Origin of the sequence: Hydrotalea sp., from assembly GCF_049968455.1 — a bacterium.
GTDB lineage: Bacteria > Bacteroidota > Bacteroidia > Chitinophagales > Chitinophagaceae > Hydrotalea.
In genome coordinates, this window is the sequence record NZ_JBMFQT010000002.1 from 1 (window position 1) to 26,080 (window position 26,080).

General features: G+C 32.9%; 25 protein-coding genes and 1 tRNA gene. 10 read left to right on the forward strand and 16 right to left on the reverse strand.

Annotated elements, in window-relative coordinates; genetic code table 11:
- A partial coding sequence (locus tag ACP5P5_RS01520) for a TonB-dependent receptor plug domain-containing protein (RefSeq protein WP_428284355.1) occupies positions 1-1,721 on the reverse strand: 1,721 nt, incomplete at its 3' end.
- Between the two features lie 274 nt (positions 1,722-1,995).
- Positions 1,996-2,742, reverse strand: coding sequence for a DeoR/GlpR family DNA-binding transcription regulator (locus ACP5P5_RS01525; protein ID WP_428284356.1), 747 nt, complete (start codon positions 2,740-2,742; stop codon positions 1,996-1,998).
- An 84-nt stretch (positions 2,743-2,826) separates the two neighbouring features.
- Between ACP5P5_RS01525 and dnaG the strand changes: the two genes are divergently transcribed.
- Positions 2,827-4,746, forward strand: a complete 1,920-nt coding sequence (dnaG, locus tag ACP5P5_RS01530; protein ID WP_428284357.1) for a DNA primase — start codon at positions 2,827-2,829, stop codon at positions 4,744-4,746.
- A 17-nt stretch (positions 4,747-4,763) separates the two neighbouring features.
- On the opposite strand, the gene ACP5P5_RS01535 is transcribed toward dnaG, so the two are convergent.
- The 7 genes from ACP5P5_RS01535 to rpsO form a co-directional block, all read right to left on the reverse strand.
- On the reverse strand, positions 4,764-5,285 hold the full coding sequence (locus ACP5P5_RS01535; protein ID WP_428284358.1) for a class IV adenylate cyclase: 522 nt from the start codon (positions 5,283-5,285) through the stop codon (positions 4,764-4,766).
- Between the two features lie 5 nt (positions 5,286-5,290).
- Positions 5,291-5,995 carry a YdeI/OmpD-associated family protein gene (locus ACP5P5_RS01540; RefSeq protein WP_428284359.1) on the reverse strand — a complete coding sequence of 235 codons (705 nt, stop codon included), beginning with the start codon at positions 5,993-5,995 and terminating at the stop codon, positions 5,291-5,293.
- A gap of 135 nt (positions 5,996-6,130) precedes the next feature.
- Complete coding sequence (locus ACP5P5_RS01545; protein WP_428284360.1) at positions 6,131-6,943, reverse strand: M48 family metallopeptidase; 813 nt, start codon at positions 6,941-6,943, stop codon at positions 6,131-6,133.
- 142 nt (positions 6,944-7,085) lie between these two features.
- Positions 7,086-7,733 carry a glycerol-3-phosphate 1-O-acyltransferase PlsY gene (gene plsY / locus ACP5P5_RS01550; protein WP_428284361.1) on the reverse strand — a complete coding sequence of 216 codons (648 nt, stop codon included), beginning with the start codon at positions 7,731-7,733 and terminating at the stop codon, positions 7,086-7,088.
- Positions 7,734-7,875: 142 nt separating this feature from the next.
- Complete coding sequence (gene prmA / locus ACP5P5_RS01555; RefSeq protein WP_428284362.1) at positions 7,876-8,694, reverse strand: 50S ribosomal protein L11 methyltransferase; 819 nt, start codon at positions 8,692-8,694, stop codon at positions 7,876-7,878.
- Positions 8,695-8,778: 84 nt separating this feature from the next.
- Positions 8,779-10,929, reverse strand: coding sequence for a polyribonucleotide nucleotidyltransferase (gene pnp, locus ACP5P5_RS01560; protein WP_428284363.1), 2,151 nt, complete (start codon positions 10,927-10,929; stop codon positions 8,779-8,781).
- A gap of 167 nt (positions 10,930-11,096) precedes the next feature.
- Positions 11,097-11,366, reverse strand: coding sequence for a 30S ribosomal protein S15 (gene rpsO / locus ACP5P5_RS01565; protein ID WP_428284364.1), 270 nt, complete (start codon positions 11,364-11,366; stop codon positions 11,097-11,099).
- A gap of 244 nt (positions 11,367-11,610) precedes the next feature.
- On the opposite strand from rpsO, the gene ACP5P5_RS01570 reads away from it, so the two are divergent.
- The gene (locus ACP5P5_RS01570; protein WP_428284365.1) at positions 11,611-12,657 is read left to right on the forward strand and encodes a glycosyltransferase; all 1,047 of its coding nucleotides are present in this window, start codon (positions 11,611-11,613) and stop codon (positions 12,655-12,657) included.
- The gene (locus tag ACP5P5_RS01575; protein ID WP_428284366.1) at positions 12,633-13,772 is read left to right on the forward strand and encodes a mannosyltransferase; all 1,140 of its coding nucleotides are present in this window, start codon (positions 12,633-12,635) and stop codon (positions 13,770-13,772) included. Before ACP5P5_RS01570 ends, ACP5P5_RS01575 begins: the two co-directional genes overlap by 25 nt.
- On the opposite strand, the gene ACP5P5_RS01580 is transcribed toward ACP5P5_RS01575, so the two are convergent.
- From ACP5P5_RS01580 to ACP5P5_RS01605, 6 genes are all read right to left on the reverse strand, one after another.
- Positions 13,769-14,506: a tyrosine-protein phosphatase gene (locus tag ACP5P5_RS01580; protein WP_428284367.1), complete on the reverse strand. Its 738-nt coding sequence runs from the start codon at positions 14,504-14,506 to the stop codon at positions 13,769-13,771. The genes ACP5P5_RS01575 and ACP5P5_RS01580 overlap by 4 nt on opposite strands.
- 36 nt (positions 14,507-14,542) lie before the next feature.
- Positions 14,543-15,007 (reverse strand): acyltransferase, encoded by a 465-nt coding sequence (locus ACP5P5_RS01585; protein WP_428284368.1) that lies wholly within the window; start codon positions 15,005-15,007, stop codon positions 14,543-14,545.
- 98 nt (positions 15,008-15,105) lie between these two features.
- Positions 15,106-16,143, reverse strand: a complete 1,038-nt coding sequence (locus ACP5P5_RS01590) for a Gfo/Idh/MocA family protein (protein ID WP_428284369.1) — start codon at positions 16,141-16,143, stop codon at positions 15,106-15,108.
- Positions 16,143-16,640 (reverse strand): KdsC family phosphatase, encoded by a 498-nt coding sequence (locus tag ACP5P5_RS01595; protein ID WP_428284370.1) that lies wholly within the window; start codon positions 16,638-16,640, stop codon positions 16,143-16,145. Before ACP5P5_RS01595 ends, ACP5P5_RS01590 begins: the two co-directional genes overlap by 1 nt.
- A 21-nt stretch (positions 16,641-16,661) precedes the next feature.
- Positions 16,662-17,168, reverse strand: coding sequence for a UpxY family transcription antiterminator (locus tag ACP5P5_RS01600; protein ID WP_428284371.1), 507 nt, complete (start codon positions 17,166-17,168; stop codon positions 16,662-16,664).
- A gap of 124 nt (positions 17,169-17,292) precedes the next feature.
- Positions 17,293-19,437, reverse strand: a complete 2,145-nt coding sequence (locus tag ACP5P5_RS01605) for a carboxy terminal-processing peptidase (protein WP_428284372.1) — start codon at positions 19,435-19,437, stop codon at positions 17,293-17,295.
- A 167-nt stretch (positions 19,438-19,604) separates the two neighbouring features.
- Here ACP5P5_RS01605 and ACP5P5_RS01610 point away from each other — a divergent pair.
- The 7 genes from ACP5P5_RS01610 to ACP5P5_RS01640 all read left to right on the forward strand — a co-directional run bounded on the left by ACP5P5_RS01610 (position 19,605) and on the right by ACP5P5_RS01640 (position 25,269).
- Positions 19,605-19,678, forward strand: a tRNA-His gene (locus ACP5P5_RS01610).
- A gap of 52 nt (positions 19,679-19,730) precedes the next feature.
- Positions 19,731-20,333, forward strand: a complete 603-nt coding sequence (locus tag ACP5P5_RS01615; protein WP_428284373.1) for a DUF445 domain-containing protein — start codon at positions 19,731-19,733, stop codon at positions 20,331-20,333.
- A gap of 134 nt (positions 20,334-20,467) precedes the next feature.
- Positions 20,468-23,149 (forward strand): TonB-dependent receptor domain-containing protein, encoded by a 2,682-nt coding sequence (locus ACP5P5_RS01620; RefSeq protein WP_428284374.1) that lies wholly within the window; start codon positions 20,468-20,470, stop codon positions 23,147-23,149.
- Positions 23,150-23,369: 220 nt separating this feature from the next.
- The gene (locus tag ACP5P5_RS01625; RefSeq protein WP_428284375.1) at positions 23,370-23,750 is read left to right on the forward strand and encodes a hypothetical protein; all 381 of its coding nucleotides are present in this window, start codon (positions 23,370-23,372) and stop codon (positions 23,748-23,750) included.
- A gap of 69 nt (positions 23,751-23,819) precedes the next feature.
- The gene (locus ACP5P5_RS01630) at positions 23,820-24,656 is read left to right on the forward strand and encodes a sulfite exporter TauE/SafE family protein (RefSeq protein ID WP_428284376.1); all 837 of its coding nucleotides are present in this window, start codon (positions 23,820-23,822) and stop codon (positions 24,654-24,656) included.
- A 3-nt stretch (positions 24,657-24,659) separates the two neighbouring features.
- Complete coding sequence (locus ACP5P5_RS01635) at positions 24,660-25,046, forward strand: DUF1634 domain-containing protein (RefSeq protein WP_428284377.1); 387 nt, start codon at positions 24,660-24,662, stop codon at positions 25,044-25,046.
- Positions 25,047-25,110: 64 nt separating this feature from the next.
- Positions 25,111-25,269 (forward strand): hypothetical protein, encoded by a 159-nt coding sequence (locus ACP5P5_RS01640; protein ID WP_170120357.1) that lies wholly within the window; start codon positions 25,111-25,113, stop codon positions 25,267-25,269.
- Between the two features lie 50 nt (positions 25,270-25,319).
- Here the strand turns inward: ACP5P5_RS01640 and ACP5P5_RS01645 are convergent, their stop codons facing one another.
- Positions 25,320-26,066, reverse strand: coding sequence for an NlpC/P60 family protein (locus tag ACP5P5_RS01645; protein ID WP_428284378.1), 747 nt, complete (start codon positions 26,064-26,066; stop codon positions 25,320-25,322).
- Between the last annotated feature and the right edge of the window lie 14 nt (positions 26,067-26,080).

Here is a 26,080-nt window from a genome sequence, read left to right on the forward strand (position 1 = left end):
CGTAATAGCCTAATGCGAGTACCGGGAGATGTATTACTACTATCAGTACTTGTTGAATCAATTAACCTACTTCCGGTAATAGCAAATGCAGATGTTTCATAATCTTGCCACATCGTACCTACCATTCCTCGAAATGAAAAATCTTTAATTGTTTTATTGGCTGTAGCGGTAATAGTATGATTGTAACCTTTGTAAGTTAAATAATAATTATCCAATGAACCTCCGGTAGCTTGCGTTAACAAACTTGATTCAGGATGATAAAAGGTATATCCATTTGTTTTATAAGTATCATATCCAAATCGCCCTGCAATATTTAACCATGAAAAAGGATGAATATTAACTCCTAAAGTACTCACTAAGCGATCAGTTTTATCTTGACTATGATTCTTTGCTACACTAAAAAATGGATTGTCAACCAATTCAGAATTATAGGTATTAGCATATAATAAACGTTTATTCCCCGTTTTATCTAAATAGTTAGCCGCATTATCGGTTGTAGGCCAGGCATATAAATCCAGTAAAAAGCCTCCTGCTCCCCGAATAGGTTTATCGTTGATAGTATTGATGTAACTAATGGTCGGATTAAAATCAATATATTTATTAATTTTTGTATAATTAGAAAGGCGTAAATTAATACGTTTGAATGTATTGTTTGGAATAACACCATCTTGGTCGAAATAAGCACTGGAAAAACGAAAGCCTACATCTTTCTTACCAAAATCAACACTTAAATTATGTGCCTGCGCAAAACCTGTTTTAAAAAAATTATGAATATTATCATAGGTTTTGGTATCGGAAGGTAAAGACGGGCCAAAATAGGTGAAAGAATTGAATAGAGGCAACCCGTTTGCACCAGGACTATACTTGTTGTTTAAATTAGGAAAACGATTTACCCTTTGTATTCTAAAACTATTATCATATGCAACTGCAAAACGACCATTCATATTGGGACGTTTAGTAGTAATTACTATAGCTCCAGAACTAGCCTGACTTCCGTATAATGCTGTAGCTTCAGGTCCTTTCAATACTGTAACTGATTGAATATCGCTGGGGTTTAAATCTGCAATGCGATTTGTATAATCATTATTTCTGTTTGGCCTATCAGAAGCCAAACCTATTCCGGAACCTCCATTTGAGGTTTCATTGAAAGTTGAATTATCCACTATAACTCCATCAACAATAAATAAGGGTTGATTGCTTAAAGAAGCTGAATTAAAGCCCCTTAAAACAATGCTGGAAGATGCACCTGCCTGTCCGTTGGTAGGTGTTATAGTTAAACCTGCTACCCTACCCTGTAAGCTATTAACAAAATTTTCGCGTTGCGTTTCTGCAATTTCTTTTCCCGAAATAGTTTGCACTGAATATCCTAATTCCCTGGGTTTCCGTTTAATATCCATTGCTACCACCACTTCATCCAAATCGGCAGCAGCACTTTTCAAACTTAAATTGATGCGCTCTCCCGTAACCTTAATTGATTGCGGAGCAAAGCCAACATGGCTAATTTCCAATGTTTGCCCTTTAACAGCTTTAATTACAAACACGCCCTCCTCATTGGTTTGTGTAGCAATATTTGTTCCGGCCACTTTTACAGAAACACCCTGAATTGGGGTTTTCTTTTCGGCATCTAAAATTTTCCCGGAAATGGTTTGTGTTTGCGCATACAAATATTGTATACCCAATACAAACATAAGTAGCAGAATTAAGCCTTTGCATTTTCTCATAAGCAAATTTTTAAGCAATTTTATTGGTTTTGAAGCCTAAATTAAGTTGTGGATTATTAGTTATTTTTAAATAAAAATGCAAAATACTGCAATCTAAATTTTCATAACATAAGAAAGCCGCAACATAATTGCCAATTTAATCGGCAACACATAATTACAAACAAATTTTTAATAAAAAAATAAAAATCGGCAAAAAATGACATTTGCGATAAAAAACCGCAAAAAAAAGCAAATTGAACCGTTTTAATAGTAGATTAAATACACTAAGAAGTGCTTATAAGATTTGCAATCCGGCTTCTTTATACCGAAATAAACGAGGGTCCGACGGATCTAATTCAGTTATTAAAGTATCTATTGCATTCAAATGACAAACTTGAAGACGTTGTGTAGTATTTACTTTTTCTGATATGGCTAAGGAAACTGTTCGCAATGCATTATTAATCATAGCACGCTTAACTTCAATTACTTCCCATTCTAAGTCTGTAATTCCTTTTTCTACATCAATACTATTAGTTCCTAAAAAACAAATATCTGCGGTAATTTGACTTAATCTACTAACAACCTCTGCCCCAATGGCAATTTGTGCATTTTTGGATAACAAATTTCCTAAAAAAATTACTTGACTATTGGGATGATTCAGAAGTTCTAATGCAACAGGTAAGCTAACTGTAATAAATGTTACATTTAATTCTTTGGGTAAAATCTTTACCATCTCTACAATTGTTGTGCCGCCTGAAAGCAAAACAAACATGCCATCTCTTAAAAGTGATATAGCTTTCTGTGCTATAATTCTTTTTTCAGTTTGTTGATAAACAATGTTGTTTTGTAATGTAAAATGAAATGCTTTGGATAAAGCCCCACCATGTACTTTGGTTAACTTTCCCTCTTCATCCAGTTCCTGCAAATCTCTGCGAATTGTATCTTCGCTAACATTCATTTGCACACTAAGGTCAGAGGATAAAACTTTATTGTGTATGTTAATTTGCTGTAAAATATAAGCCTGGCGTTCCTTCTTCAACATATAATATTAGTTTTTTTAAAGCTACTAAACTACAAATAATTTTAAAACTATCTTAAATTACAGATATTCGTACATTCAAAACAAATGATTTCTCCACAAACCATAGAGCAAATTAAAAACAGAATTGATATTCTGGATGTTATTGGCGATTACGTAAAACTAAAAAAGCGGGGTGCCAATTATTTAGGTCTTTGTCCATTTCATAATGAAAAAACACCTTCATTTACCGTATCTCCGGTTAAAGAATTATACAAGTGCTTTGGTTGTGGTAAAAGTGGCAACACCATAACTTTTTTAATGGAACATAATAAACTAAGTTATGTTGAAGCATTAAAATGGTTGGCAGAAAGATATCAAATTCCAATTGAAGAAACAGCAATAAGTCCTGAACAAACCCAACAACAACAAACTGCGGATAGCCTTTATATTATTAATTCAAATGCACAAAAATTTTTTAGTAACGCATTAGTGAATTCCGATGAGGGAAAAAAAATTGCATTAACTTATTTATATGAGCGTGGTTTTTCTGATACCACAATACAACAATTTCAATTAGGATATAATCCTTCTGCTACAAACACATTATCATATCATTTATTACAACAACAATTCAATCCCGATTTACTAATAAAAACGGGTTTAGTAAAAAAGAATGGTGATGAATGGGTTGATAATTATAGAAACCGTATCATTTTCCCAATACATAATAATACCGGAAAAATTATTGGGTTTGGTGCAAGAATTATTGGTAAAAATGATAAAGCACCTAAGTATATTAATACCCCGGAAAATGAAATTTATGTAAAAAGTAAAGTGCTTTATGGTATTTATTTTGCCAAGCAGGCAATTGATAAAGCTGATGAATGTTTATTAGTTGAAGGTTATACAGATGTTATTAGTTTACACCAAGCAGGTATTGAGAACGTTGTTGCCAGTGGTGGAACTTCACTTACAGTAGAGCAATTAAGAAACATTAAAAAATACACAGATAATTTAACAATTATATACGATGGCGATACCGCAGGAATAAAAGCTGCTTTACGAGGTTTAGATATGGCTTTGGAAGAAGGCCTAAATGTAAAACTGGTTTTAATTCCCAATAACGAGGATCCTGATAGCTATGTACGTGCATTAGGCACTCATGCATTCAAAGCCTTTATTGCAGAAAACAAGAAAGATTTTATCATTTTTCAATTAGAGCTTCTTTTAAAAGAAGCAGGAAATGATGTTACAAAAAAGAATGTAGTTGTTAACCAAATTGCAGAAACGCTTAGTAAAATTAATAAGGCTGAAGATTTTTCAAAACAGCAACAATATGTAAAACAAAGTGCAGCTATATTAAATGTTGATGAGGCGGGATTGTATAATTTGATAAATACCTACAAAAGAAATGAATTAGCTAAAGCAGAAAAGAAAAATAATTCCGGCAATACAATTGCAACTGAAAAAAATAATATACCTACTGAAACAGACTTTAATAGTTTAGTACAGCAAGATGAACCTCATGAAAGAAATTTATTAAGAGCACTTCTAGAACATGGTTTAAAAAAATGGGAAGGTGATACCACTATGGCCGACTTTATTTTCCATGAAATTGAAAACTTTGAAATTGAAAACAATTTAATTCTTCAAATTTTCAATGAATACAAATCACTTTATACACAGGCTCAACATCCCACCGAAAAAACATTTTTGTATCATGAAAATAGCAGTATACGCCAATTAGTAATTGCTGCAACAGTATCTCCCCATGAACTTAGTCAAAAATGGGATGAGAAAATTGAAGGCTTAAATATAACTAATCGAGATGTAGCTCATCAAGACGTAATGTTAAGCGTAAATTATTTTAAACTAAGAAAGATTAAAAAAATGTTTCATCAAAATCAGAAAGATATGGAAAACGCTAGTTTAGCTGACCAATTGCGTTTAATTGAAGTACACAAACACCTTAAACAAATTGAAAAAGAGCTGACACAACAAATTGGTACTGTTATTTTAAAGTAACTGCTACAAGAAAAGGGTTAAACCCTCTCCAAAAGCATGTCACTATAGCTAACATGAATTAAATCATCCCTATTTATTTTCAAAGCATTCATGTAATAATTGCATTGTTCATTAAGTTCGGCTTCCGTTTTAGTGGGATGCATTAAATTACTAGCTTCAATTTCAACAAAGAACCCTAAACCTTCAACCTCATCAATGTGAAACTTAACATTATCAATAAAATATATTTTACGTTTCTTTTCCACCACAACTTTTTTGCCAACCGCTCTGCTTAACATATTTAATAAAACACCCGATTCATTAACCGGATACAATTGAAAATAAGAAGGTTTAGGTTCAGCATTATTGGACCGCTCATAGTAAATTAAATTATTTTCAATATTGCCCTGACGTAATTTTAAACGCCCATTTGCTACATTGAAATAAGTGTCCTTCTGATAATCAATACCTTTAAAATAAGCATTATTATTTAACAAAAATGCTTCCACTTCTTTTGGGTGAAAGCATTTTGCTTTTATTTCTACATTAATAAATGACATATATATTATTTCTCTTGTGGATTCATTTTACCTGCCATTAATTTTTCGATGACTACTTCCAGGCGGCGTTGTTTTGTATCTTGCCTTTTTGCACTTTCTATCCAATTCACATATTCTTTTTGATGCGTTGAAGGCAGGGCAGCAAAAATTTCTTTCGCTTTCTTATGCTTAGTGAAAATTTTTTCTAATTCAGCCGGTGGCACAACTAAATTTTTATCAAAATCAATTCTTTTTTTGGTTTCCTTTCTTCCCTCAGCAACAGAAGGTGCATTATTAATTACAGTAACAGTTTCCACTATCACATTTTCAGGTGTAACATTATTGTTGTTACGTTTGAAACGCATGGCGCACCAAACATGATCGATATCAATTTGATCGATAGTTTCGTAACCTTTTTCTGTTAAACAATTCCAACTGCAATCCCTATTTAAATCGCTCACAATTTTGCTTGTTTGCTTTGGAAAAGCAATCCATAATTTACTTTCGGCATGTAATGCACTCAAAACCTCTTTTAATATTGAGGTTAATTGACATACATTAATGGAGAAAATCAATGCAAAATCAACTTTTTTTGACTTTAGTAACGGAGTTACATTTTTGGCATAAGATAATTTCACAAATTGCTTTTCAATAGATGAGGGCAAACCTTGAATGAGAATTGTCCTTTCGTTGTTGATAGCTAATTTTTCAAATAAACTCAGATTAGACATGCCTAAAACAAATTTCAGGTGATGTAATTGGGAGATGAATAGATTTGCAAAGATAATGAAATTTATTGGTTTGAGTTTATTTTTTCAAACTTCAATCTAATTTCTTTCATTTAATACCTCTACCTCAACTATTTTTTAATTGCTGGCGGGTTTATAATAAGTTAATGCCTCAGGCATTAATGTTTCCAATTTTTTTATTCTATCTGCATCTGCTGGGTGATCACTCAAAAAAACAGGAGGTTTAGTACCGCCTAAAGCTTCCATGCGTTTCCAAAATGGAATTGCTTCTCTCGGATCATAGCCTGCCATGGCAGCAAAAATCAATCCATAGTGGTCGGCTTCATATTCCTGCTTTCTTGAATTGGGTAATAAAACCCCAACCTGTGCTGTTGGTGCATATACCTGATTAAACAAATTAACAGCCTGATCATTATTAGATAATGCTACATTGCCTGCTAATTCAATGCCTTGTGCTAATAATTGTTGGCTCATGCGCTCTCGACCATGACCGGCAACAGCATGTGTTATTTCATGCCCCAAAACAATAGCTAATGCAGTTTCATTTTGTGTTATAGGTAATATTCCTGTATATACAACTACTTTACCTCCAGGCATACACCAAGCATTTATTTCTTTGCTTTCAACCAAATTAAATTCCCAATGATAATCTTTTAATGCATTAGGTTCACCATGTTCAGTGTAATATTTTTGAATGGCATTAGCAATACGTTTACCAACCCTCTGAACCATTTCGGCATCCTTATTTGTTAAAGGAACAACCTTATTAGAAGTTAAAAATGATTTATACTGTGTAACAGCCATTGATTGAACTTCACTTTCAGGTACTAAACTTAACTGACTCCTTCCGGTAATTGTATTTCGACTACAACCCAAAACAAGTAATAAAGAAAAAAACACAAATAGTCCTTTACCCATTTTAGCAAACATATATTTAAATGGTTTTAAAATTTTTCAATGAATTCAAATATGCAACAACTAAAACAATGCCGAAAATTCAACACTTATTAAGCTTTAAATTAAACGTAAAGAATGAAAATAACGGAGAAAAAAATCAATTCATTAAGAAATATTATCCATTTCTTTTCTTGCGCTTATCGCGATGCTTTAAAATGGGCACTTTACTTTCCGTGCCTTTAATAATGCGTGTAATATTTTTTTGATGCGTCAGCACTATCATCAAGGCTACTATTACAGCAAAAATGCGATATAAAGTTTCTTTCTCATTAAAAATAAAAAGAATAAATACCATAAAAGCAATTCCTGCCAAAATAGAACTTAATGAAACAAAACGGGTTAAGTATAACACCAATAAAAATACACCAACACAACTAACCGCAACAATGGGTTGAATAGCTAGTGCCATACCAAACAAAGTGGCAACCCCTTTTCCTCCTTTAAAATTAGCCCAAATAGGGAATATATGCCCTACAACTGAAGCCAAACCCAACCCAATCATTAGGTTAGTACGATGTAATTCATTATTTAAATATTCCGGAAAAAAAATGTATAATGAGGTAGCCACTACCCCTTTCAGCATATCAATAATCATTACAAAAGTTCCCCATTTGCTACCCAACACACGATAAGTATTAGTGGCACCAGCATTACCACTGCCATAATCACGTATATCAATACCAAAAAAACGTTTGCTAACCCAAACAGAAGTAGGAATTGAACCAATTAAATAAGCTGCTATGATAAGAATAATCTCTTTCATGTAATCTCGTATTCAAGTTTTGTAAGTAAACCTCGTAATTGCATGTGTACAATAGTTTACAAACAATGAAATTGGGATATCAAATATAATTTACCTTTTTTAAATTTTACAATTATCTGAAAACGAAAAAAAATTGAAAAAATTATGCACACCATTGCATGGCTACCCATCCATCCTTTTCAATTAGTCTTTGTAATGTGTACTTTGTTGTTTGTTTCAAAACATTTTCAATTTCAGAAACATCTGTAACCAAAAGACCACTTAATAAAAGTAAGCCATTTGCAGAAATACTATTGACAAAATATTGCAAATTCTCCAAAATAATGTTTCTATTAACATTAGCAAGTATAATGTTAAACTGCTCATTTATATTAGCCGTTGAGGATTGCAGAAGGGTACAATTTTTAACATGATTGATTTCGAAATTTTCGGCTGAATTTGCTATGCTCCACTCATCACAATCAACTGCTAAAATTTTAGTTGCACCCAACTTTTCAGCCATAATAGCCAATATTCCTGTACCGGTACCAAAATCGAAGACGCTTTTTTGTTGAAAGTCAATAGATGCCATTAACTGCAACATAAGGTATGTAGTGGCATGATGTCCTGTACCAAAACTCATTTTTGGAGTAATTACAATTTCATATTGTGTAGTTGTGATAGGTGTGTGAAAATTAGCCCTAATAGCTACAAAATCATCAACTATAACGGGTGAAAAATTAGCTTCCCATTTTGCATTCCAATTTTGTTGGGAAACAGAGTGAACTTCATGAGGAACAGTAAGCTCATTAAGTAGAACGCCTACATATTCCGCATTATAATTTTCTTGTGATATATATGCCATTAAAAAGCCTCCACTTTCTTCGAAGCCATCAAAACCCATTGAAGCCAATTGAGCGATTAATAACTCAGTCAGTTCTTCATTTCCTGAAACTTTTATTTTTAGTTGTACATAGTTCATTACTCAATATTGGGTATTCGTTAAAAAAGCTGCTTACCAATGTATTAGTAAACAGCTTTATAATTTCATTTTAAAACCAAGTGTTTATTTGTTGGAATTATCATCCCCTTTTCCTGGTTCAGGTTTAGGCATTAATACTTTTCGACTTAATTTAAATTTACCGGTTTTATTATCAATACCAATTAACTTAACCTTTAATTTGTCTCCTTCTTTCAAAACACCATCTAAATTTTCCAATCGTTTCCAACTAATTTCACTAATGTGCAATAAGCCTTCTTTTTTGGGTAAGAACTCTACAAATGCACCAAATTCTTTCACCCCTTTTACAACAGCATCATATACCTCTCCTACTTCGGGCACCATTACAATACTTTTTATTTTAGCCACAGCTTTATCTAACCCTTCTTTATTTACAGAGAAGATACTTACCTCACCAGTATTTCCTACTTCTTCAATATTGATGGTGGTGTTGGTTTCTCGTTGTAATTCCTGAATTACTTTTCCACCTGGGCCAATAATGGCACCAATAAATTCCTTGTCAACAATTATTTTTTCCATTCGTGGTGTATGCGGTTTAACTTCCGGACGTGCTGCAGGAATAGTTGCATACATTACTTCCAAAATTTGTAAACGGGCAACTTTGGCCTGATGTAATGCTTCACGCATTACTTCCATACTTAACCCATCTATTTTAATATCCATTTGTACCCCACAAATACCATCGCGAGTACCGGTTACTTTAAAGTCCATATCACCTAAATGATCTTCATCACCCAAAATATCGGTTAAAATGGCATATTTTTTATCAGAATTCCTTGTTATTAAGCCCATTGCAATGCCACTAACATGTTTAGGTATTGGCACGCCTGCATCCATCAAAGCCAATGAGCCTGCACAAACAGTTGCCATGGAAGATGAACCGTTTGATTCTAAAATATCACTAACTACCCTAACAGTATAGGGATATTCATTACCGGGCATCATTTGTTTTAAAGAACGCATTGCTAAGTTTCCATGCCCCACTTCACGACGACCAGGCCCACGCATTGGTTTTACCTCACCAGTTGAAAAAGGTGGGAAATTATAATGTAAAATAAATTTTGAGTAATCTGATTTAGCCGCACTTTCTATGAGCAATTGATCTAAAGGAGTACCTAAAGTAACAGTTGTAAGTGATTGTGTTTCACCACGAGTAAACAATGAAGAACCATGCGGGGAAGGTAAAATGTCTACTTCCATTGACAAAGGCCTTATTTGTGGTAAAGTTCTGCCATCTAAACGCTTTCCCTCATCTAAAATCATGTTCCGAACTAATTCCCATTGTAAATCATCGAAATATTTTTTGGCCAATGATTTTGTTGTGTCGTCAACTTCTTCGCCAAAACTTTCTATTAATGCTTTTTTTAATTCAGCAAAAGCGTCCGTTCTTTGTTCTTTACTACTTGCACTGCGAGCTATTTCATTAATTCTATCGGTACAAAATGCAGCTACCTTTTGTTGAACATTTTCATCAGAAGGAGGCTTAGGATAATCTCTTTTGCCTGTAACGCCCTTTTTATCGCGTAAAATTTGTTGAGCATTAATTTGTACGCGAATAGCATTATGTGCTAACTCTAACACCTTCACTAAATCTTCTTCTTGGCACTCTTTAGCTTCCCCTTCAACCATCATCAAATTCTTTTCAGTGGCTGCAACAATAAAATCCATATCAGCCTGCTCACATTCTGTACGCGTAGGATTGATGATGTATTGTCCGTTCACCCTGCCTACTCTTACCTCAGAAATTATTTCTTTAATTGGAATATCGGAAACTGCTAATGCAGCAGATGCTGCTAAACATGCCAAAGCATCGGGCATGACTTCGGGGTCTGAAGAAATAAGAGTGATTAATACTTGTACATCGCAAAAATAATCTTCAGGGAATAATGGGCGTAAAGCACGGTCAACCAAACGAGAAATCAATACTTCATAATCACTCAATCGTCCCTCTCTTTTAAAGAATGAACCTGGAATACGGCCTGCAGAACCAAATTTTTCTTGATAATCAACACTTAATGGAAAAAATGATTGGCCTTCTTTTGGCTCTTTATTAGCTACTACTGTAGCTAATAAAATACAGTTACCTTGACGAACAGTAACAGCACCATCAGCCTGGCGAGCCAATTTTCCTGTTTCTATAACTACCTCAGCACCACTGGGTAAATTAAAACTTACTTGAATAGGTTGTGACAACATAATACATTGAATAATTTGTATTGAAATTTAGTCGGCCAGTTTAGTTAATGGCATGCAAATAAATGGCAATATATGAATGAAAATGCAGTGCGTGGCACTGCTTCTAAAAAAAGCTATTCCTAACCGAAAATAAACAGTCAGGAATAGCTTTCAATAACATGATTTTTTTATTTTCTAAGCCCTAATTTTTCAATTAATGCTCTATACCCAGTTAAATTAGTTTTTTGCAAATAAGCCAGTAAGCGTTTTCTTTTACCAACTAATTGCATTAAACCGCGCTGGGTAGAATAATCTTTTTTGTTTGCTTGCAAATGAGCGCTAATTTGAGCAATACGCTCGGTTAATAATGCTATTTGACCCTCAATTGAACCGGTATTTGTAGCTTTACCGCCGAACTGGGTTATAACAGCAGCTTTTTTTTCTTTTGTAAGTGGCATCTCAGTTTCTTTTTTACTTCTTTGTTGTTTTTATAATATGGCGGCGAAGGTAATAATAATTTTCTAATTTTTACGAAAGCTTTATCTAAATTATGTTTTTAAAGGTATTTTTTTAAATAAAAGCTACCCATTTTTCAGGTTCAGATAACTTTTCAAAATTATATTTGTCACTCACCAGACATATCCCATTAAATTGACAAAAATTTACTTTACTGTCACTAATTCACTTGTCTACGATCAACGTATGCATCGTATATGTAGCAGTTTGGCACAAAATGGATACTTAATTCATTTAGTTGGGAGAAAAATACCACACCACCCTTTACCCGAAAATACTCCTTACAAAACCCATTTAATCAAGTGCTATTTCAATAAAAAAGTATTTTTTTATGCAGAATACAACATTAGATTATTCCTTTTTTTGTTACCTATAAAAATGGATGCTATTTGTGCAATAGATGTAGATACCATCTTACCCTGTTTATGGTATTCAAAATTAAAGGGTGTGAAAAGGGTTTATGATGCACATGAGTATTTTTCTGAGCAAAAGGAAATTGTTACCAGAAAAAACATTCATAGAATTTGGCAAAGCATTGAGCGGTATTGCATACCCCAATACCAACATGGCTATACGGTTAATGAATTTATAGCAGCAGCGTTTTTTAAAAATTTTGGCGTAAATTATCAGGTTATTAAAAACCTGCCTATTCGGGCGGAATTCCTTCCGGTTAATACACTTAATGACACAAAAATAATTTTATACCAGGGTGCTGTAAATCATGGGCGATGTTTTGAAACCCTAATACCAGCCATGCAACAAGTAGAGGCCGAATTATGGATAGTTGGTACAGGCAATTTTTTACATGAAGTAAAATCATTGATAGAAATAAATAACCTGTCACACAAAATAAAGTTATTGGGGCCTACTTTGCCTGAACAACTGAAAAACATAACACCTACTGCCTATTTTGGCTTAACCTTGTTTGAAGCAACCGGCTTTAACCAAATAAATTCATTGGCCAACCGTTTTTTTGATTACATAATGGCCGGTATACCGCAAATTTGTGTCAATTTCCCAGCTTATGCTGCCGTTCAAGAAAAATACAAAGTGGCATATCTCATTAACAGCACTGATGAAAACTCATTAGCAAAAGCAATGAACAAATTGTTAAATGATACTGTTTTGTATAAGCAACTGCAGCAAAACTGTTATGCTGCCCGTGAAATATTAAACTGGCAAAATGAATCGTTTAAATTATTAAGTTTTTGGAGAAACATTTGCATATCATAGATTTTACCATTCCCTACCCTGTGCAATATGGCGGTTTAATTGACCTATTTTATAAATTACCTGCTTTGCAAAAAGAGGGTGTACAGATACATTTACATTGCTTTGTCTATAATAATCAGGAGCAACCTATACTTGAAAAATATTGTGCCTCAGTTCACTATTATCCACGTTTAACCGGCCATAAAGCATTTTGTTTCCATTTGCCTTATATAGTTAGCAGCCGAATGAATGAAGCACTTGCGCAGAACCTATTAAAAGATGATTTCCCCATTTTAATGGAAGGTATTCATACAACCTTTTTATTAAATGATGCGCGTTTTGCAAAGCGTAAAAAATATTTACGATTACACAATGTAGAACACATATACTATAAAGAATTAGCCAATACTACCCATTCTTTCTTTGATAAAATTTATTATTTAAGGGAAAGTTTCTTACTCAAAAAATATGAATCAAGTATAAACAAAAGCGCAAATGCCTTTTGGGCAGTTACCCAAAAAGATGTAGCATATTTTAAAGAAAAACTGTATTATAATAACATTGATTATTTACCCGTTTATTTGCCAGATTCATGGCGTATTACACAACTTTCACCCATTGGAAGTTATTGTTTATTCCAAGCAGATTTAAGTGTTGCCATTAATGAAGAAGCAGTATTCTGGTTGATTGAGCATGTGTTTAGTAAAAACGATATTCCTTTCGTAGTGGCGGGGAAAAACCCATCGCTGCGCCTTCAAAAGAAAGTTCATAAGTATAGCAATTGTTGTTTGGTTGAAAATCCTTCTGAAAAAGAAATGCAGGACATGATTGCCAAAGCACACATTTTGGTTGTTTATGGAAAAAGTGAAGCAGGAATTAAGCTGAAACTATTGAATGCTTTATTTAACGGAAGACATTGCATAGTAAACCCTGAATGTATTGCCGGAACAGGCCTAGAATCCCTTTGTCATATTGCTAAAACCCCTCAGGATTACTTAGATTTAACTGCACATTTATTCAACACCCCTTTTAAAGAAGATTTTACAAGAATGCGCAAGGAATTACTTGATAAAATTTTTGACAACAGATTGAATGCCCAAAAACAAGTAAAATGGATTTGGGGAAACGAAATTTAAAGTAAATTATTTTTAAAATGTGGGTATTGAGCTAATAGTCTATAATTATTGGTAGTACACAAATATTGTAAGGCCTCTAAATGCTGCGCATGATGCATATCCGTACCCAATAAATCAATTAACTGAGCTTCTAAAAGTTTTTCTGCAGCTTGTTTTACATGTTTCCCATAATAACCTGTTAATGATAGTGCATTCAATTGCAACCAACAACCTTTTTCTTTCCACAAAACATATTTTTCGGGTTGTTTGTGATAATAATTATACCGTTCAGGATGTGCTAAAATGGGTTGGTACCCATCTAAAATTAGTTGAAATACACATTCTTCTAAGTAGGGAGAAGTAGCCAAATAACTCATTTCTATTAAAATATATTTGTGGTTACTAAAGGTTAGTAACGATTTTTTTTGCTGAACCATTTCAACAAAAAATTCATCAGCCATGTATTCTGCACCTGCTTCTAATTCTAAATTTAAATTCTTTTCTTTAATAGCCTGTTCTAAAAGTTTAAATGCAGGAAGTATAGTAGAAGGGTTATTTGGATATATATTTCCTAAAACATGTGGTGTACAAATTACTTTTTTATAACCTAATCCTTCTAATCCTTGCAACAAATAAATTGAATCATTCATTGTTTGGGCACCATCATCCAATCCTGGTATAATATGATTATGTAAATCAGTTCCAATGAATTCAAAATTGCCTAATACTTTTTTTTTGGAGAAAATTGATAACATGTACTTAAAGGATTGCTGTAAAAAAAGTATTTAAAGTTAAGGTATTGGCATTAAAAGTTTGGCCGGATTTCCAACATAAACACCTGGCACTTCAATATTTTTCGTAACCACGGCACCGGCACCAATTACGGCACCATCACAAATGTTAACCGGTAAAATAGTGGCATTGCTCCCAATATTTACATAATTGCCAATAATAGTTTTTTTCCACAAACTTCTATTACCACCGGCGGGTTTACCATTTGTAAACACATCATTTACAAACATTACACCATGCCCAATAAAACAATGATGACCAATGGTAACCATTTCGCAAATAAAACTGTGCGATTGAATTTTAGTATCGTGTTCTATTACGGCGTTTTGTTGTATTTCCACAAATGGGCCAACAAAGCAATCATCACCAATAAAGCAATTATACAAATTGCAGGGTTCAATTACCCGAACATTTTTTCCAAAATGCACATTATGAATACCTACTTTTTTAAATTCATTTAACATGGCTATTAAGTGGTTTTACACTTTATAAAATTAATTCTTATCATACATGAATGATGAACTTAACAACATTAACTCTTAGCAATTATAAAAGTAGGTACTTAGGCTAAGTTCTTGCCTACCTGTATGGCTTTATGTATTTTTTCAATAAAATCTACTGTATTCAATGCCTCCTCATTTGTAATGAAAGGGGAGTTTTGGTGCAGCAACAATTGCAAGAAGTTTTCATACACTTTATCATGGTTGCGCATTGAACCTTGATATCCATTATATTGGTTGGCTGAATGAATTGTTTTAGGAACAGGTAAATCACCTTCACTTAAATTTTGATAAGTTATTTCATTTAAATAAGTACCGCCTATTTTAATAATGCCTTTTTCAGCATTAATTAAAATAGAACCTTCTGCATTTTTACCATAGGCATTTGTGCTGTAGTGTATACCTGCCAAGGTACCATTGGCAAATTGAATATTTACAATTCCTGTATCGGCAAATTCGGTAATGGATTGATGGGCCATATTAGCAGCAAATGCTTGAACAGTAGTAGGTTTACTTTGTACAAACCAAAGCAACACATCAATAAAATGACTAAACTGTGTAAACAAAACACCTCCATCTAATTTCAAAGTACCTCGCCAATTACTTCCTTTATAATAATTAACATTGCGGTGCCATAAACAATTCAATTGAATGGAATAAATTTTACCTAAGACTTGGTTATTGATTAATTGTTTTACAGCTAAAACAGGTGGATTAAAACGATTTTGTTTTACCACCATCAATACTTTATTATTGAATTTGGCTGCCTCAATCATTTGTCTACAATCTGCCACTGTTAATGCCATTGGTTTTTCAACAAGTACATGCATACCGGCATTTAAAGCTTGCCTTGCGTGTTGCGCATGTAACCCATTGGGCGTACAAATCACTAACACTTGGGGCAAATCTTTATTTTCAAGCAGCTGTGTAACAGATGTAAATGATTGACATTGATACTTGTCTGCAAACTCATTCGCTTTTGCAGCATCAATATCACAAACTGCTTTAAGTAATCCAACCTGTTGAATTAAATTGGCATGTATATGGCCTATATTACCACAGCCCAACAATGCAAAAGTAATAGGCGGTTGAGTATTCATTATTTATTATCTTCAATTAACCCTTGTTTAAAAAGCATTTCAATAAATTCTCTCACTGCTCCTTCACCACCTTTTTTTTCCAAATGAATAATGCCTTTAATATTTTTAACTTGCTCAACTGCATTAGCGGGGCATGCTGAAATGCCTACTTCTTTCAATAATTCAATACAATTAATATCATCACCAATATAGGCTGCTTCTTTCAGGCTAATGCCCTCTTTTAAACAAATTTCTTTAGCCGCCTCCAATTTGTTTTCAAAGCCACGCCCCTGATATACATAATCAATTTTCAGTTTTGCAGCTCTTCTTTCAACTATTTTAGTGTACTCCGTTGTAATAATACCTGTTTTTACACCAGCTTTGGTGAGTAAATTAAACCCCATTCCATCATGGGTATTAAATTTTTTAAATTCATCACCACTTTCGGTATAATACATTCCGGCATCAGTCATTACGCCATCAACGTCTGACAGAAATAACTTAATTTTTTTAAACATATTATTTTGAATAAATGTAAATTAAATGGGTAACAATTGTTCAATAGGGAATTCTACCACCATTACCTGACCAAGTGTTTGTAATTGAACATATACTTTTTTTTTACGCAAACGAACTATTTCACCTTCATTATCCATAAAAACGCCTGCCTTAATTTTTACCCTATTTTTTTCTCTCAATATTTTAGCATCTGTAACTTGTATAGTAGCGTCGGGCATTAAAAGAAAACTTTTAATAGTTTTAATTTCTTCCTCTTGAATTTCTGCAGGTTTACCTAAATATTTTACAAAATTTATTACACCATTTGTTTCGAGTACCGAAATTCTATCAGATTCATTGATGTGAACAAACACATATGATCTAAAAATTGGAATGTCAATAATTTTTTTTCTATCTGTCCATTGCCTTTCTACTTTTTGTGTTGGACACCAACTTTCAATTCCTTTTTGAATTAATAAATTATCTGTTTTTTTTTCACTTCGAGATTTAGTATAAATAGCATACCATTTTTTTTCATTCCCCAACATAGTATAATGAATTCAATTGCAAATGTAAGATTAAGCAATTCTTACAAAACAAGTACATTTATTTATGGCAGTAATACAAAAAGAAGACCATTGCGGGTCTTCTTTTTGTAAGGTTTATAGAAGTTTAGTGGCGCTTCCAGGCTGTTTGGGTTTTACCTGCCTCTATCATATCGTTCACCACTTTTGCCGACTGATAAATATACATATCCTTGGTTCTATCTTTTAACCAGTCCTGATAACGCTTTCCTTTTGCAGTATCTGGATTGTTGTAATATGTATCTCTATCTTGTGGCAATACTTGCAAATCCATAGGTGATTTTAATTTTAGTAAATTATTATCCTGCTCAGCTGTTGCAACAATTTGCTTTTGATCTTTTTTAAATATTTGGTAATTTAATTGAACAGGCGCATCGGTTTTTTGAGCCAACCATTTGGTATTAGTATTAATTAGTGTAAATATTGTATCGGCTTGGATAGCTGCATTTTCTTTTTGAATTAATGCATTTCTATCATAATTGTCTTGCCAGGTTTGGTAAGTAGCCTTTGCTATTTCATCCCAAGGTAAGGCAGAGGGATTATCCTTTTCACGCATCTTCATATAATCGTACAAATCTGGGATAACAACATCAGGAGTTACGCCTTTTAACTGAGTGGAACCACCATTAATTCTATAAAATTTCTGGAAGGTTAATTTTACTGCACCATATTCCGTTCTACCTGAATAATTATCTAATGGTTTACCTAGTGGTACATTTTTTTGGACAGTGCCTTTTCCATAAGAGCGACTTCCAATAATGATGCCGCGCTTATAATCTTGAATAGCTGCTGCAAAAATTTCACTTGCTGATGCGCTACCTTCGTTAATCATCACAGCTAATGGACCATCATAAAGAATTGAGTTATCACGATCGGTTAATACGGTTGAATTACCATCTTTATCACGCACCTGCACAACAGGTCCTTGTCCAATAAACAAACCAACCATCTGCACTACTTCATATAATGAACCACCTCCATTGAAGCGAAGGTCTAAAATAATGCCATCTACTTTTTGTTCTTTTAATTTCTTCACTTCCTTTGCAACATCATCTGAGCTGCGTGATCCATTAGCGCGCTCAAAATCAGCATAAAACTCAGGCAAATAGATGTAACCAATTTTTTTACCGTTTTGATTTAATACAAGGCTACGAGCAAATGATTCATCTAAAACCACTTCGCTTCTAATTAATGATATTACTTTAATACTTCCGTCAGGATGTTTAACAGTTAATCTAACTTCTGTTCCTTTATCGCCTCTAATTAATTTAACAGCATCTGTAACGTCATAGCCAGTAATATCAACAGGTTCGGCATTACCTTGTCCTACTTTTAAAATAATATCATTTGCCATTAATTGGCCGCTTTTCCATGCAGCACCACCGTTTTGAATGCTCACAATTTTTATATTTCCATCAGACTCGGTTAGTTGTGCACCTATTCCATAAAAACGATTACTCATCATTTCATCGAATTCACGTTTTTCAATGGGCGGAAAGTAATCAGTATGGGGATCCATTAAATTACAAATGGTATTTAAGAATAAGTTGAAACGTTCATCATCTGTAAACTTTACTTTTATTCTTTCAAAAATTTTATTTTCAGTACGCAGTACACTTTGTCTGGCTTCCTCTTCTAGTTGTTTATCGGTTTTATGTTTGATGGAGTCAACAGTGGCTTTTTCGCGTTGATTTTGCAAATCATAATAACGCGTTAATGTAATGTATTTTAGTTTTTTATACCAACGATCTTTTTTGTCGGCTTCATTTTTAGGGAAATCAAGCTGATCAACATTTGTTACAATAGAATCATTAGAAGTGAAGGTGAAGGGTTTAGAAAGTATTGACTTATACAAGTCAACTGTTTCTGCCACACGCATATTATAAATGGTTGAAACCGCAGGAACAAATGAAATTGGCATGGTACCATGAATTTCATCATCTATTGTAGTAGCATATTTTTTTAATGACTCAATATCTTTTTGTAGAAAAATGCTTTTATCATCATCTGCCCAGATATCGGTTAAATATTTATTAAATACTTTAACAGAAAAAGAATCATTAATTTTTTGTGGGCTGTAATGTTCATTTTCCAACAATTGGCCAATGCCAACTAATAGTCGCTGCTTTTGAGTAATGGTTAAATCATTCTTAGCTTTAAATGTAGTAAATGCAACAAATGAAACACCAAATAAAATTAGTAATGCTACAACAATTCCTTTAGGAGTCTTCATAAAGTTTAAAAAATTTTTCATATTAATCTCCAAAAATACATGAATTACAACTGTGATAAAAGTAACGTTTCCCTATTAACAAAGGTTTTGTAATCGAAAAGTTTTAATTATTTAAAAATTTGCTTTGAAAAATGCTGAATTATCTTATTTTTGCTGCCCATTAAACGGAGAGCGTAGCTCAGTTGGTTAGAGCGACAGTTTGTGGCACTGTAGGTCGTGGGTTCGAGACCCATCGTTCTCCCTCAAAGCCCTCCTATACAAATTAGGTGGGCTTTATTTTTGAAAACCTTATTATGCATCCTATGCATTGGTATTACCTGCTTCCAGTTATTTCCGGCCTAATTGGCTGGATATTAAATACTATTTTGTTAAGATTACTTTTTAAACCCTATCAACCTAAAAAATTTATTTTCTTTTCATTTCAAGGTATTTTACCTAAAAAAAAACAAGAATTGGCCAATCAATTAGCTGAACGTATTGCTGAGCAATTTCCCTTGAATGACATCAAAGCAAAAATATCGTCGCCTGAAATTGTTAGTGTTATGTTACCTGCAGCAGAAACAGCAATTGATGATTTTTTAAGAAAGAAGTTGGTTGAAAAAATGCCCATGTTATCAATGTTTATCAGCGACAGGCTCATCAATGAATTAAAAAATATTTTTATTGATGAAATTAAAACGCTCTTTCCAATATTAATAAATGAATATGCAGATAAAATTTTAAATAAGTACGAATTGAAAAGTACTGTTCAAAGCTATCTAAATAATTTGTCTGCTGAACAAATTGAAATATATATTAAAAAAAATACTCCAATTTTAAAAGTATTTAATTGGTGGGGATTTATTAGCGGGTTTTTAATTGGCGTTCTACAATTATGTTTGTTTTTAATAAGTTAATCGGTACATTTCCCGTTTTCATCGGTAATCTTATTGAACTTTATCCATTTACAATTGTCAATTTACCGTTTATCTATTGATCGAACATTTTATATAAAAAAGATTAGAATTTTGTAATGAAATATACAGCAATTATGAGGAAAATCATTTTAACCCTTGTTTTATTAGTTTCAACGGTAGTTATCGCATTTAGTCAGTTCCCCGGAGGTGGACGAATGGGTGGTCAAAATATGAATATGGGCCATTTTTATGGAAAACTGATTGATGCAAAAACTAATAAGCCAGTTTCTGATGCCACTGTGCAGTTAATTGGCAATAAGTTTGATACTGCAACCAAAAAAACGAAAGAGGTAATATTGGCCACTGTTTTAGCAAAGCCTAATGGTGATTTTAGTTTAGAAAACCTTCCGGTATTCGGCAATTTTAAATTAATTGCTACCGCTATTGGATATAAAAACTTAAATCAAACCGTTTCATTTAATATAAAATTCCCTTCCGGAGGAGCTGCTCAAGACCCAAACTTTATGCAACAAATGTTAAATATGATTGATAAAGACTTGGGAAATCTTAAAATGGATGCAGAGGCCAACGATTTAGGAAATGTAACTGTTTCTGCTCCTATCAAACAACAGTTTGAAATGGGTATAGACCGGAAAATTTTTAACGTTGATAAAAACTTGGAGAGCACGGGCCAAACAGCTACAGAAGTAATGAAAAATATTCCTTCAGTAAATGTGGATATTGATGGAAATGTTACTTTGCGTAATGCAACGCCTACCATTTTTATAGATGATAGACCTACCACTTTAACATTAGATCAAATTCCTGCTGATATTATTGATAGAATTGAAATTATTACTAACCCCTCTGCAAAGTATGACGCATCAGGAGGTAATGCCGGAATCATCAACATTATTTTAAAGAAAAATAAAAAAGTTGGTTATAATGGAGGTGTTAGAGCCGGAGTAGATTCATATGGAAAATTAAATGGTGGTGGAGATTTTAATGTTAGACAAGGCAAAATAAATGCATTTATCAATTTTAACTATAATCAACGAAAATTTAAATCTGACGGTACAACAGATCAAAATAACTTTTTTAATCCTCCTAGCAACGTTAACTCCTCTCAAAATGCTGTAAATAATGGTGAGTTTAAATTCATACGTGGTGGCTTTGATTTTCTTGCTGACAATAGAAACACATTTACCCTTGCAGGAAACTATGTTAAAGGTCAGTTTAATTCAACCACAAACTTAAATTTAGACTCTACCATCAATTCAATTTACACTGCAAACAATCAAGGCTTAAGTACCGCTTATCGGGAGTTTCAAAATACAGGCGCTCAATTTAGCTACAAACACAATTTTGCTAAAAATGGGGAGAACATTACTGCTGATGTTAATTATAATGCTAGCACAAATAACAGTAACTCTAATAACAACATTTACACTTATTTCCCTAATACTACTGCACAAAAACAACTTCCTTTGCTACAGCAAACCATTACCGATGGTTCTCAAAAATATTATACATTCCAATCTGATTACGAAAACCCAATATCTGATAGTAAAAAGTTTGAAGCAGGTGTAAGAGCAGCTATTCGTGATTTTGGGAATAACAGTATCCAATCTAAATATAATAATAATACAGGTAATTACGAAGTACTTCCCGGCATTAGTAACAATTATAAATTCAATGACCAGGTATATGCCGCATATATAAATTATAAAGGCAAAGTAAAAAAACTAGGTTACCAAATTGGTTTGCGAGCTGAAAGTTCTAATTATACAGGAACTTTATTGAATGCACAAGGCATTGATTCTGCTACTTTTTCGGTAAAATATCCCATCAGTTTATTTCCAAGTGCATTCTTAACTTATAAATTAACCGATAAGCAAGACTTACAAGTAAACTATTCTAGAAGAGTAAACCGTCCTAACTTCTTTCAATTAATACCTTTCCCTAACTATACCAACTACCCAGTTTCCGTTAGTGTAGGTAACCCGGGCCTAAATCCTGAGTTTACTAATTCTATGGAATTATCCTACAACAATGCTTACAAGCCTAAAGCTAATTTTTTAGCAACCTTGTATTTTAAATACTCCACAAACTTAATTACACAATATATCTATAGAGGGAAAGACCAGTTAAATCCCGGATCAAGTGATAGTATTTATTATTCAACTTACATTAATGCAAATAATGCGGTTTCATATGGTTTGGAATTAACTAATAATATGCCTGTTACAAAATGGTGGGACTTATTACTGAACTTAAATTTGTTTAATTCAAAAATTAATGCAGGAAATATAAATGCCAACAATGGAAATGGAGAGATTTCTATTGCTACCAACTCTATTTTGAGCTACTTTGCAAAAATGAATAACAACTTTAAATTAGGAAAAGGCATTTCATTGCAAATAAGTGGCAACTACCAATCTAAAACAGTTTTACCACAAAATAATAGTGGTGGTGGCGGACCATTTAACCAAGTGCAAACAACAGCACAAGGTTATTTATTACCGCGTTGGAGTATTGATGCAGCAATAAGAAAAGATTGGACATGGAAAAAAGGACAAAGTGGATCACTAACATTAGGTATGAACGATATATTTAGAACAAATTATCAGGAATCATATTCAGAACAAATTGGTTTGTTCAACCAAGACAATCGTCGTATAAGCAATCCACAACTTTTACGTTTAACCTTTAGTTATCGATTTGGTAAATTTGATGCCAGCTTATTCAAACGCAAAAATTTAAAATCTCAAGGACCCGATTCAGGAGGAATGGATATGATGGGCGGTGGAAATTAAATAATGAATTTTTACAATTAAACAAAAAGTGGTAGAACTAAGCTACCACTTTTTTTATACCCATTTTAAAATACTCTTAAAATTTTATCCTATTTAACAGGCATTTTCAATACAATTTTCAGAAATGTATAAATAAATATATGTACATAGGGCTCGTTACATCTATATTCTACAAATTAAGTATGGTATCGAAGACTTAACTTTGCATCAACAATTTAATATGAAATATTTATTATCTATAATTTTATTCACTTCATTAATGGCTTGTAGTTCAAAACAGGAGTACGCACAAGCTGAAAATGCATTGGATGCCGGAAGACTATTTATTGAAGCTACATTGCAAGGTGATTTTAAAAAAGCAAATTTTTATTTAATGCAGGATAGCACTAACATCAGGCAGTTAAAAAATTTGGAAGAAGCCTACAAAAATTATTCTGATGCCATAAAAAAAGAATATAACAGCTCATCCATCAATATTAATAGCATAAATGATTTGTCGCCAAAAGAAACTGAAATAAACTATGCAAATTCATATGACAAAGTTGCTCATAGCATTAAAGTGGTTAAAATAGATGGAAAATGGTTAGTTCAATTCAATTAGAAGTGAGCTATCAAATAAATATTTTTTTTACATTAGAAAGTAATTTAAACTCAAAATAATACACAACTGATGTCAATTATTATATTTACTATTCTTATTTTTTTTGGTTCATTATTAGCAGGATTCTTAGGATCATTAACAGGTCTTGGCGGTGGGTTTGTTATTATTCCAATGCTCACATTATTATTTGGAGTGGATATACGATATGCCATTGGCGCTTCTTTGGTAGCTGTAATTGCCACTTCATCAGGAGCTGCAGCAGCTTATGTAAAAGAAGGAATTACAAATATTAGATTGGGTATGTTTCTTGAAATTGCAACTACTACAGGAGCTGTATTAGGTGCATACATTGCAGCCTATACCCCCGTTAATACTATAGCCATAATATTTGGAGGTATTTTAATATTTTCAGCTTATTTGTCACTAAAAAAGAAGAGTGAAACCATTTTACAAACTACTAAAAGTAAATTATCATTCACTTTTAAACTAAATGGCACCTACCCTACACCAGAAAGAGAAATTGGATATAAAGTTACCAATGTTATTGGTGGTTTTTTTACAATGGTAGGTGCAGGTTTGCTTTCAGGATTATTAGGTGTTGGTTCCGGTGCTTTAAAAGTATTAGCAATGGATAATATTATGCGTATACCATTTAAAGTATCTACTACAACCAGCAACTTTATGATTGGAGTTACAGCTGCAGCAAGTGCCGGCATATATTTATACAGAGGTTATATTGATCCGGGAATTTGTTTACCCGTTACTTTGGGCGTTTTAGGAGGGGCTCTAGTAGGATCAAAATTTTTAACTAATGCCAAAACAAGCAGGTTAAGGCAAATTTTTGCTTTTGTAATTATTGCAATAGCATTAGAAATGTTATATAATGGTTTCAATAAAAAATTCTAACCCATGAAAAAAATATTGCAGGATGATGACTTAGAATATGCAATGGGAAACCTATTGCGATTAGGTGTTGTGATTTCATCAATTATTGTATTTATTGGAGGCATTATATTTTTATATAAACATGGTGGACAGGTGCCCGAATACCATATTTTCAAGGGTAATGAAAGCATGTTCAACTCTTTACCCAAAATTTTTAGTAGTTTAAAAAAATTAAAAGGACAAGCTATTATTCAACTGGGCATTATTGTACTCATATTAACACCCATTGCACGAATTATTTTTTCATTTATTGGTTTTTTGTTTGAAAAAGACTTGTTATATATGCTATTAACTTTAATTGTTTTGGCTATAATAACATTTAGCTTACTGGCAGGAACAAAAATTGTATAAAATAGTGAAATAATTTGTTAGAAAAGCAATATACAACCCTTAATTTTGCTGAAAATTATTCGAAATGGAAAATAAAGCTTCAACCGGAAAATATTGGATTTTATTCTTTCTTTCTTTAATCCTTATAATCTTCATGCTCATTGCACCCGATGTTCGACCTTATTTTTGGTTAGCATTACCATTGGTTTGCACCTTCTTTGTGAAAGCTTTAGATGTTATTTAAACATTAACACGTTTATTGTTTTCAATCATTATATATTTTAAAAATTGTGCCTATTTAAACGATTTAATTAATCGTAACTTATGTGTGCGCTTATTAGTAAGGGATGAAATGATGCCCATGCTATCAATTTTATCAATTTTTACGTAGCTTGATGCATGAATGATAGAATGACTATTGAGTAAAATACCTACATGGGTAATCTTACCATTTTCATCATCAAAAAATGCCAGGTCGCCACAACTTGCTTCTTCCAAAAAACCAATATTATTGCCCAATTCCGCTTGTTGGTAAGCATCTCTTGGCAAATATTTACCCATCATTTTGAATACCTGTTGCGAAAAGCCACTACAATCAATACCAAATATTGATTTACCACCCCATAAATATGGTGCCCCTATATATTTTGCTGTTAGTGTCACAATATTTTCTTCAGCAAATTGTAAGTTACCATTACTTTCTTCACTGTCACATTCAGCAATGTAATTGTTTATATGCAATGGCTTATTAAACCAAGGTGTACCAATACTTGCCAAAATATTATTTTGATTAATTGCAACATTATTAATGGCTTTTAAATGCCATCCGACATTGGATTCTAAAGAATCAACTATCGATAATTGACCAACTTGACACCAACCTTCATAACCATCGTATGTACATTTTATTCTAACAAAATCGCCTTGTTCCTCTAAAAAAGTAGCGGATTCTAAAAACAATAATTGGGTTACTATTTCACTTTTATGTGAAGGTTCTTTTCTAATGGGTGCAACACTTACAATACAAACGCATAAATGCATAAGCATAAATTTTG

Excerpts from the sequence above, each read along its gene's own strand:
- ACP5P5_RS01570 (WP_428284365.1), top strand. The coding sequence starts at position 11,611 with ATGCATCGTATATGTAGCAGTTTGGCACAAAATGGATACTTAATTCAT.
- ACP5P5_RS01585 (WP_428284368.1), bottom strand. The coding sequence starts at position 15,007 with ATGTTAAATGAATTTAAAAAAGTAGGTATTCATAATGTGCATTTTGGA.
- ACP5P5_RS01645 (WP_428284378.1), bottom strand. The coding sequence starts at position 26,066 with ATGCATTTATGCGTTTGTATTGTAAGTGTTGCACCCATTAGAAAAGAA.
- pnp (WP_428284363.1), bottom strand. The coding sequence starts at position 10,929 with ATGTTGTCACAACCTATTCAAGTAAGTTTTAATTTACCCAGTGGTGCT.
- ACP5P5_RS01590 (WP_428284369.1), bottom strand. The coding sequence starts at position 16,143 with ATGAATACTCAACCGCCTATTACTTTTGCATTGTTGGGCTGTGGTAAT.
- ACP5P5_RS01525 (WP_428284356.1), bottom strand. The coding sequence starts at position 2,742 with ATGTTGAAGAAGGAACGCCAGGCTTATATTTTACAGCAAATTAACATA.
- ACP5P5_RS01605 (WP_428284372.1), bottom strand. The coding sequence starts at position 19,437 with ATGAAGACTCCTAAAGGAATTGTTGTAGCATTACTAATTTTATTTGGT.
- ACP5P5_RS01595 (WP_428284370.1), bottom strand. The coding sequence starts at position 16,640 with ATGTTTAAAAAAATTAAGTTATTTCTGTCAGACGTTGATGGCGTAATG.
- prmA (WP_428284362.1), bottom strand. The coding sequence starts at position 8,694 with ATGAACTATGTACAACTAAAAATAAAAGTTTCAGGAAATGAAGAACTG.
- rpsO (WP_428284364.1), bottom strand. The coding sequence starts at position 11,366 with ATGCCACTTACAAAAGAAAAAAAAGCTGCTGTTATAACCCAGTTCGGC.
- plsY (WP_428284361.1), bottom strand. The coding sequence starts at position 7,733 with ATGAAAGAGATTATTCTTATCATAGCAGCTTATTTAATTGGTTCAATT.
- dnaG (WP_428284357.1), top strand. The coding sequence starts at position 2,827 with ATGATTTCTCCACAAACCATAGAGCAAATTAAAAACAGAATTGATATT.
- ACP5P5_RS01635 (WP_428284377.1), top strand. The coding sequence starts at position 24,660 with ATGAAAAAAATATTGCAGGATGATGACTTAGAATATGCAATGGGAAAC.
- ACP5P5_RS01620 (WP_428284374.1), top strand. The coding sequence starts at position 20,468 with ATGAGGAAAATCATTTTAACCCTTGTTTTATTAGTTTCAACGGTAGTT.
- ACP5P5_RS01580 (WP_428284367.1), bottom strand. The coding sequence starts at position 14,506 with ATGTTATCAATTTTCTCCAAAAAAAAAGTATTAGGCAATTTTGAATTC.
- ACP5P5_RS01535 (WP_428284358.1), bottom strand. The coding sequence starts at position 5,285 with ATGTCATTTATTAATGTAGAAATAAAAGCAAAATGCTTTCACCCAAAA.
- ACP5P5_RS01600 (WP_428284371.1), bottom strand. The coding sequence starts at position 17,168 with ATGTTGGGGAATGAAAAAAAATGGTATGCTATTTATACTAAATCTCGA.
- ACP5P5_RS01545 (WP_428284360.1), bottom strand. The coding sequence starts at position 6,943 with ATGTTTGCTAAAATGGGTAAAGGACTATTTGTGTTTTTTTCTTTATTA.
- ACP5P5_RS01640 (WP_170120357.1), top strand. The coding sequence starts at position 25,111 with ATGGAAAATAAAGCTTCAACCGGAAAATATTGGATTTTATTCTTTCTT.
- ACP5P5_RS01540 (WP_428284359.1), bottom strand. The coding sequence starts at position 5,995 with ATGTCTAATCTGAGTTTATTTGAAAAATTAGCTATCAACAACGAAAGG.
- ACP5P5_RS01630 (WP_428284376.1), top strand. The coding sequence starts at position 23,820 with ATGTCAATTATTATATTTACTATTCTTATTTTTTTTGGTTCATTATTA.
- ACP5P5_RS01615 (WP_428284373.1), top strand. The coding sequence starts at position 19,731 with ATGCATCCTATGCATTGGTATTACCTGCTTCCAGTTATTTCCGGCCTA.
- ACP5P5_RS01625 (WP_428284375.1), top strand. The coding sequence starts at position 23,370 with ATGAAATATTTATTATCTATAATTTTATTCACTTCATTAATGGCTTGT.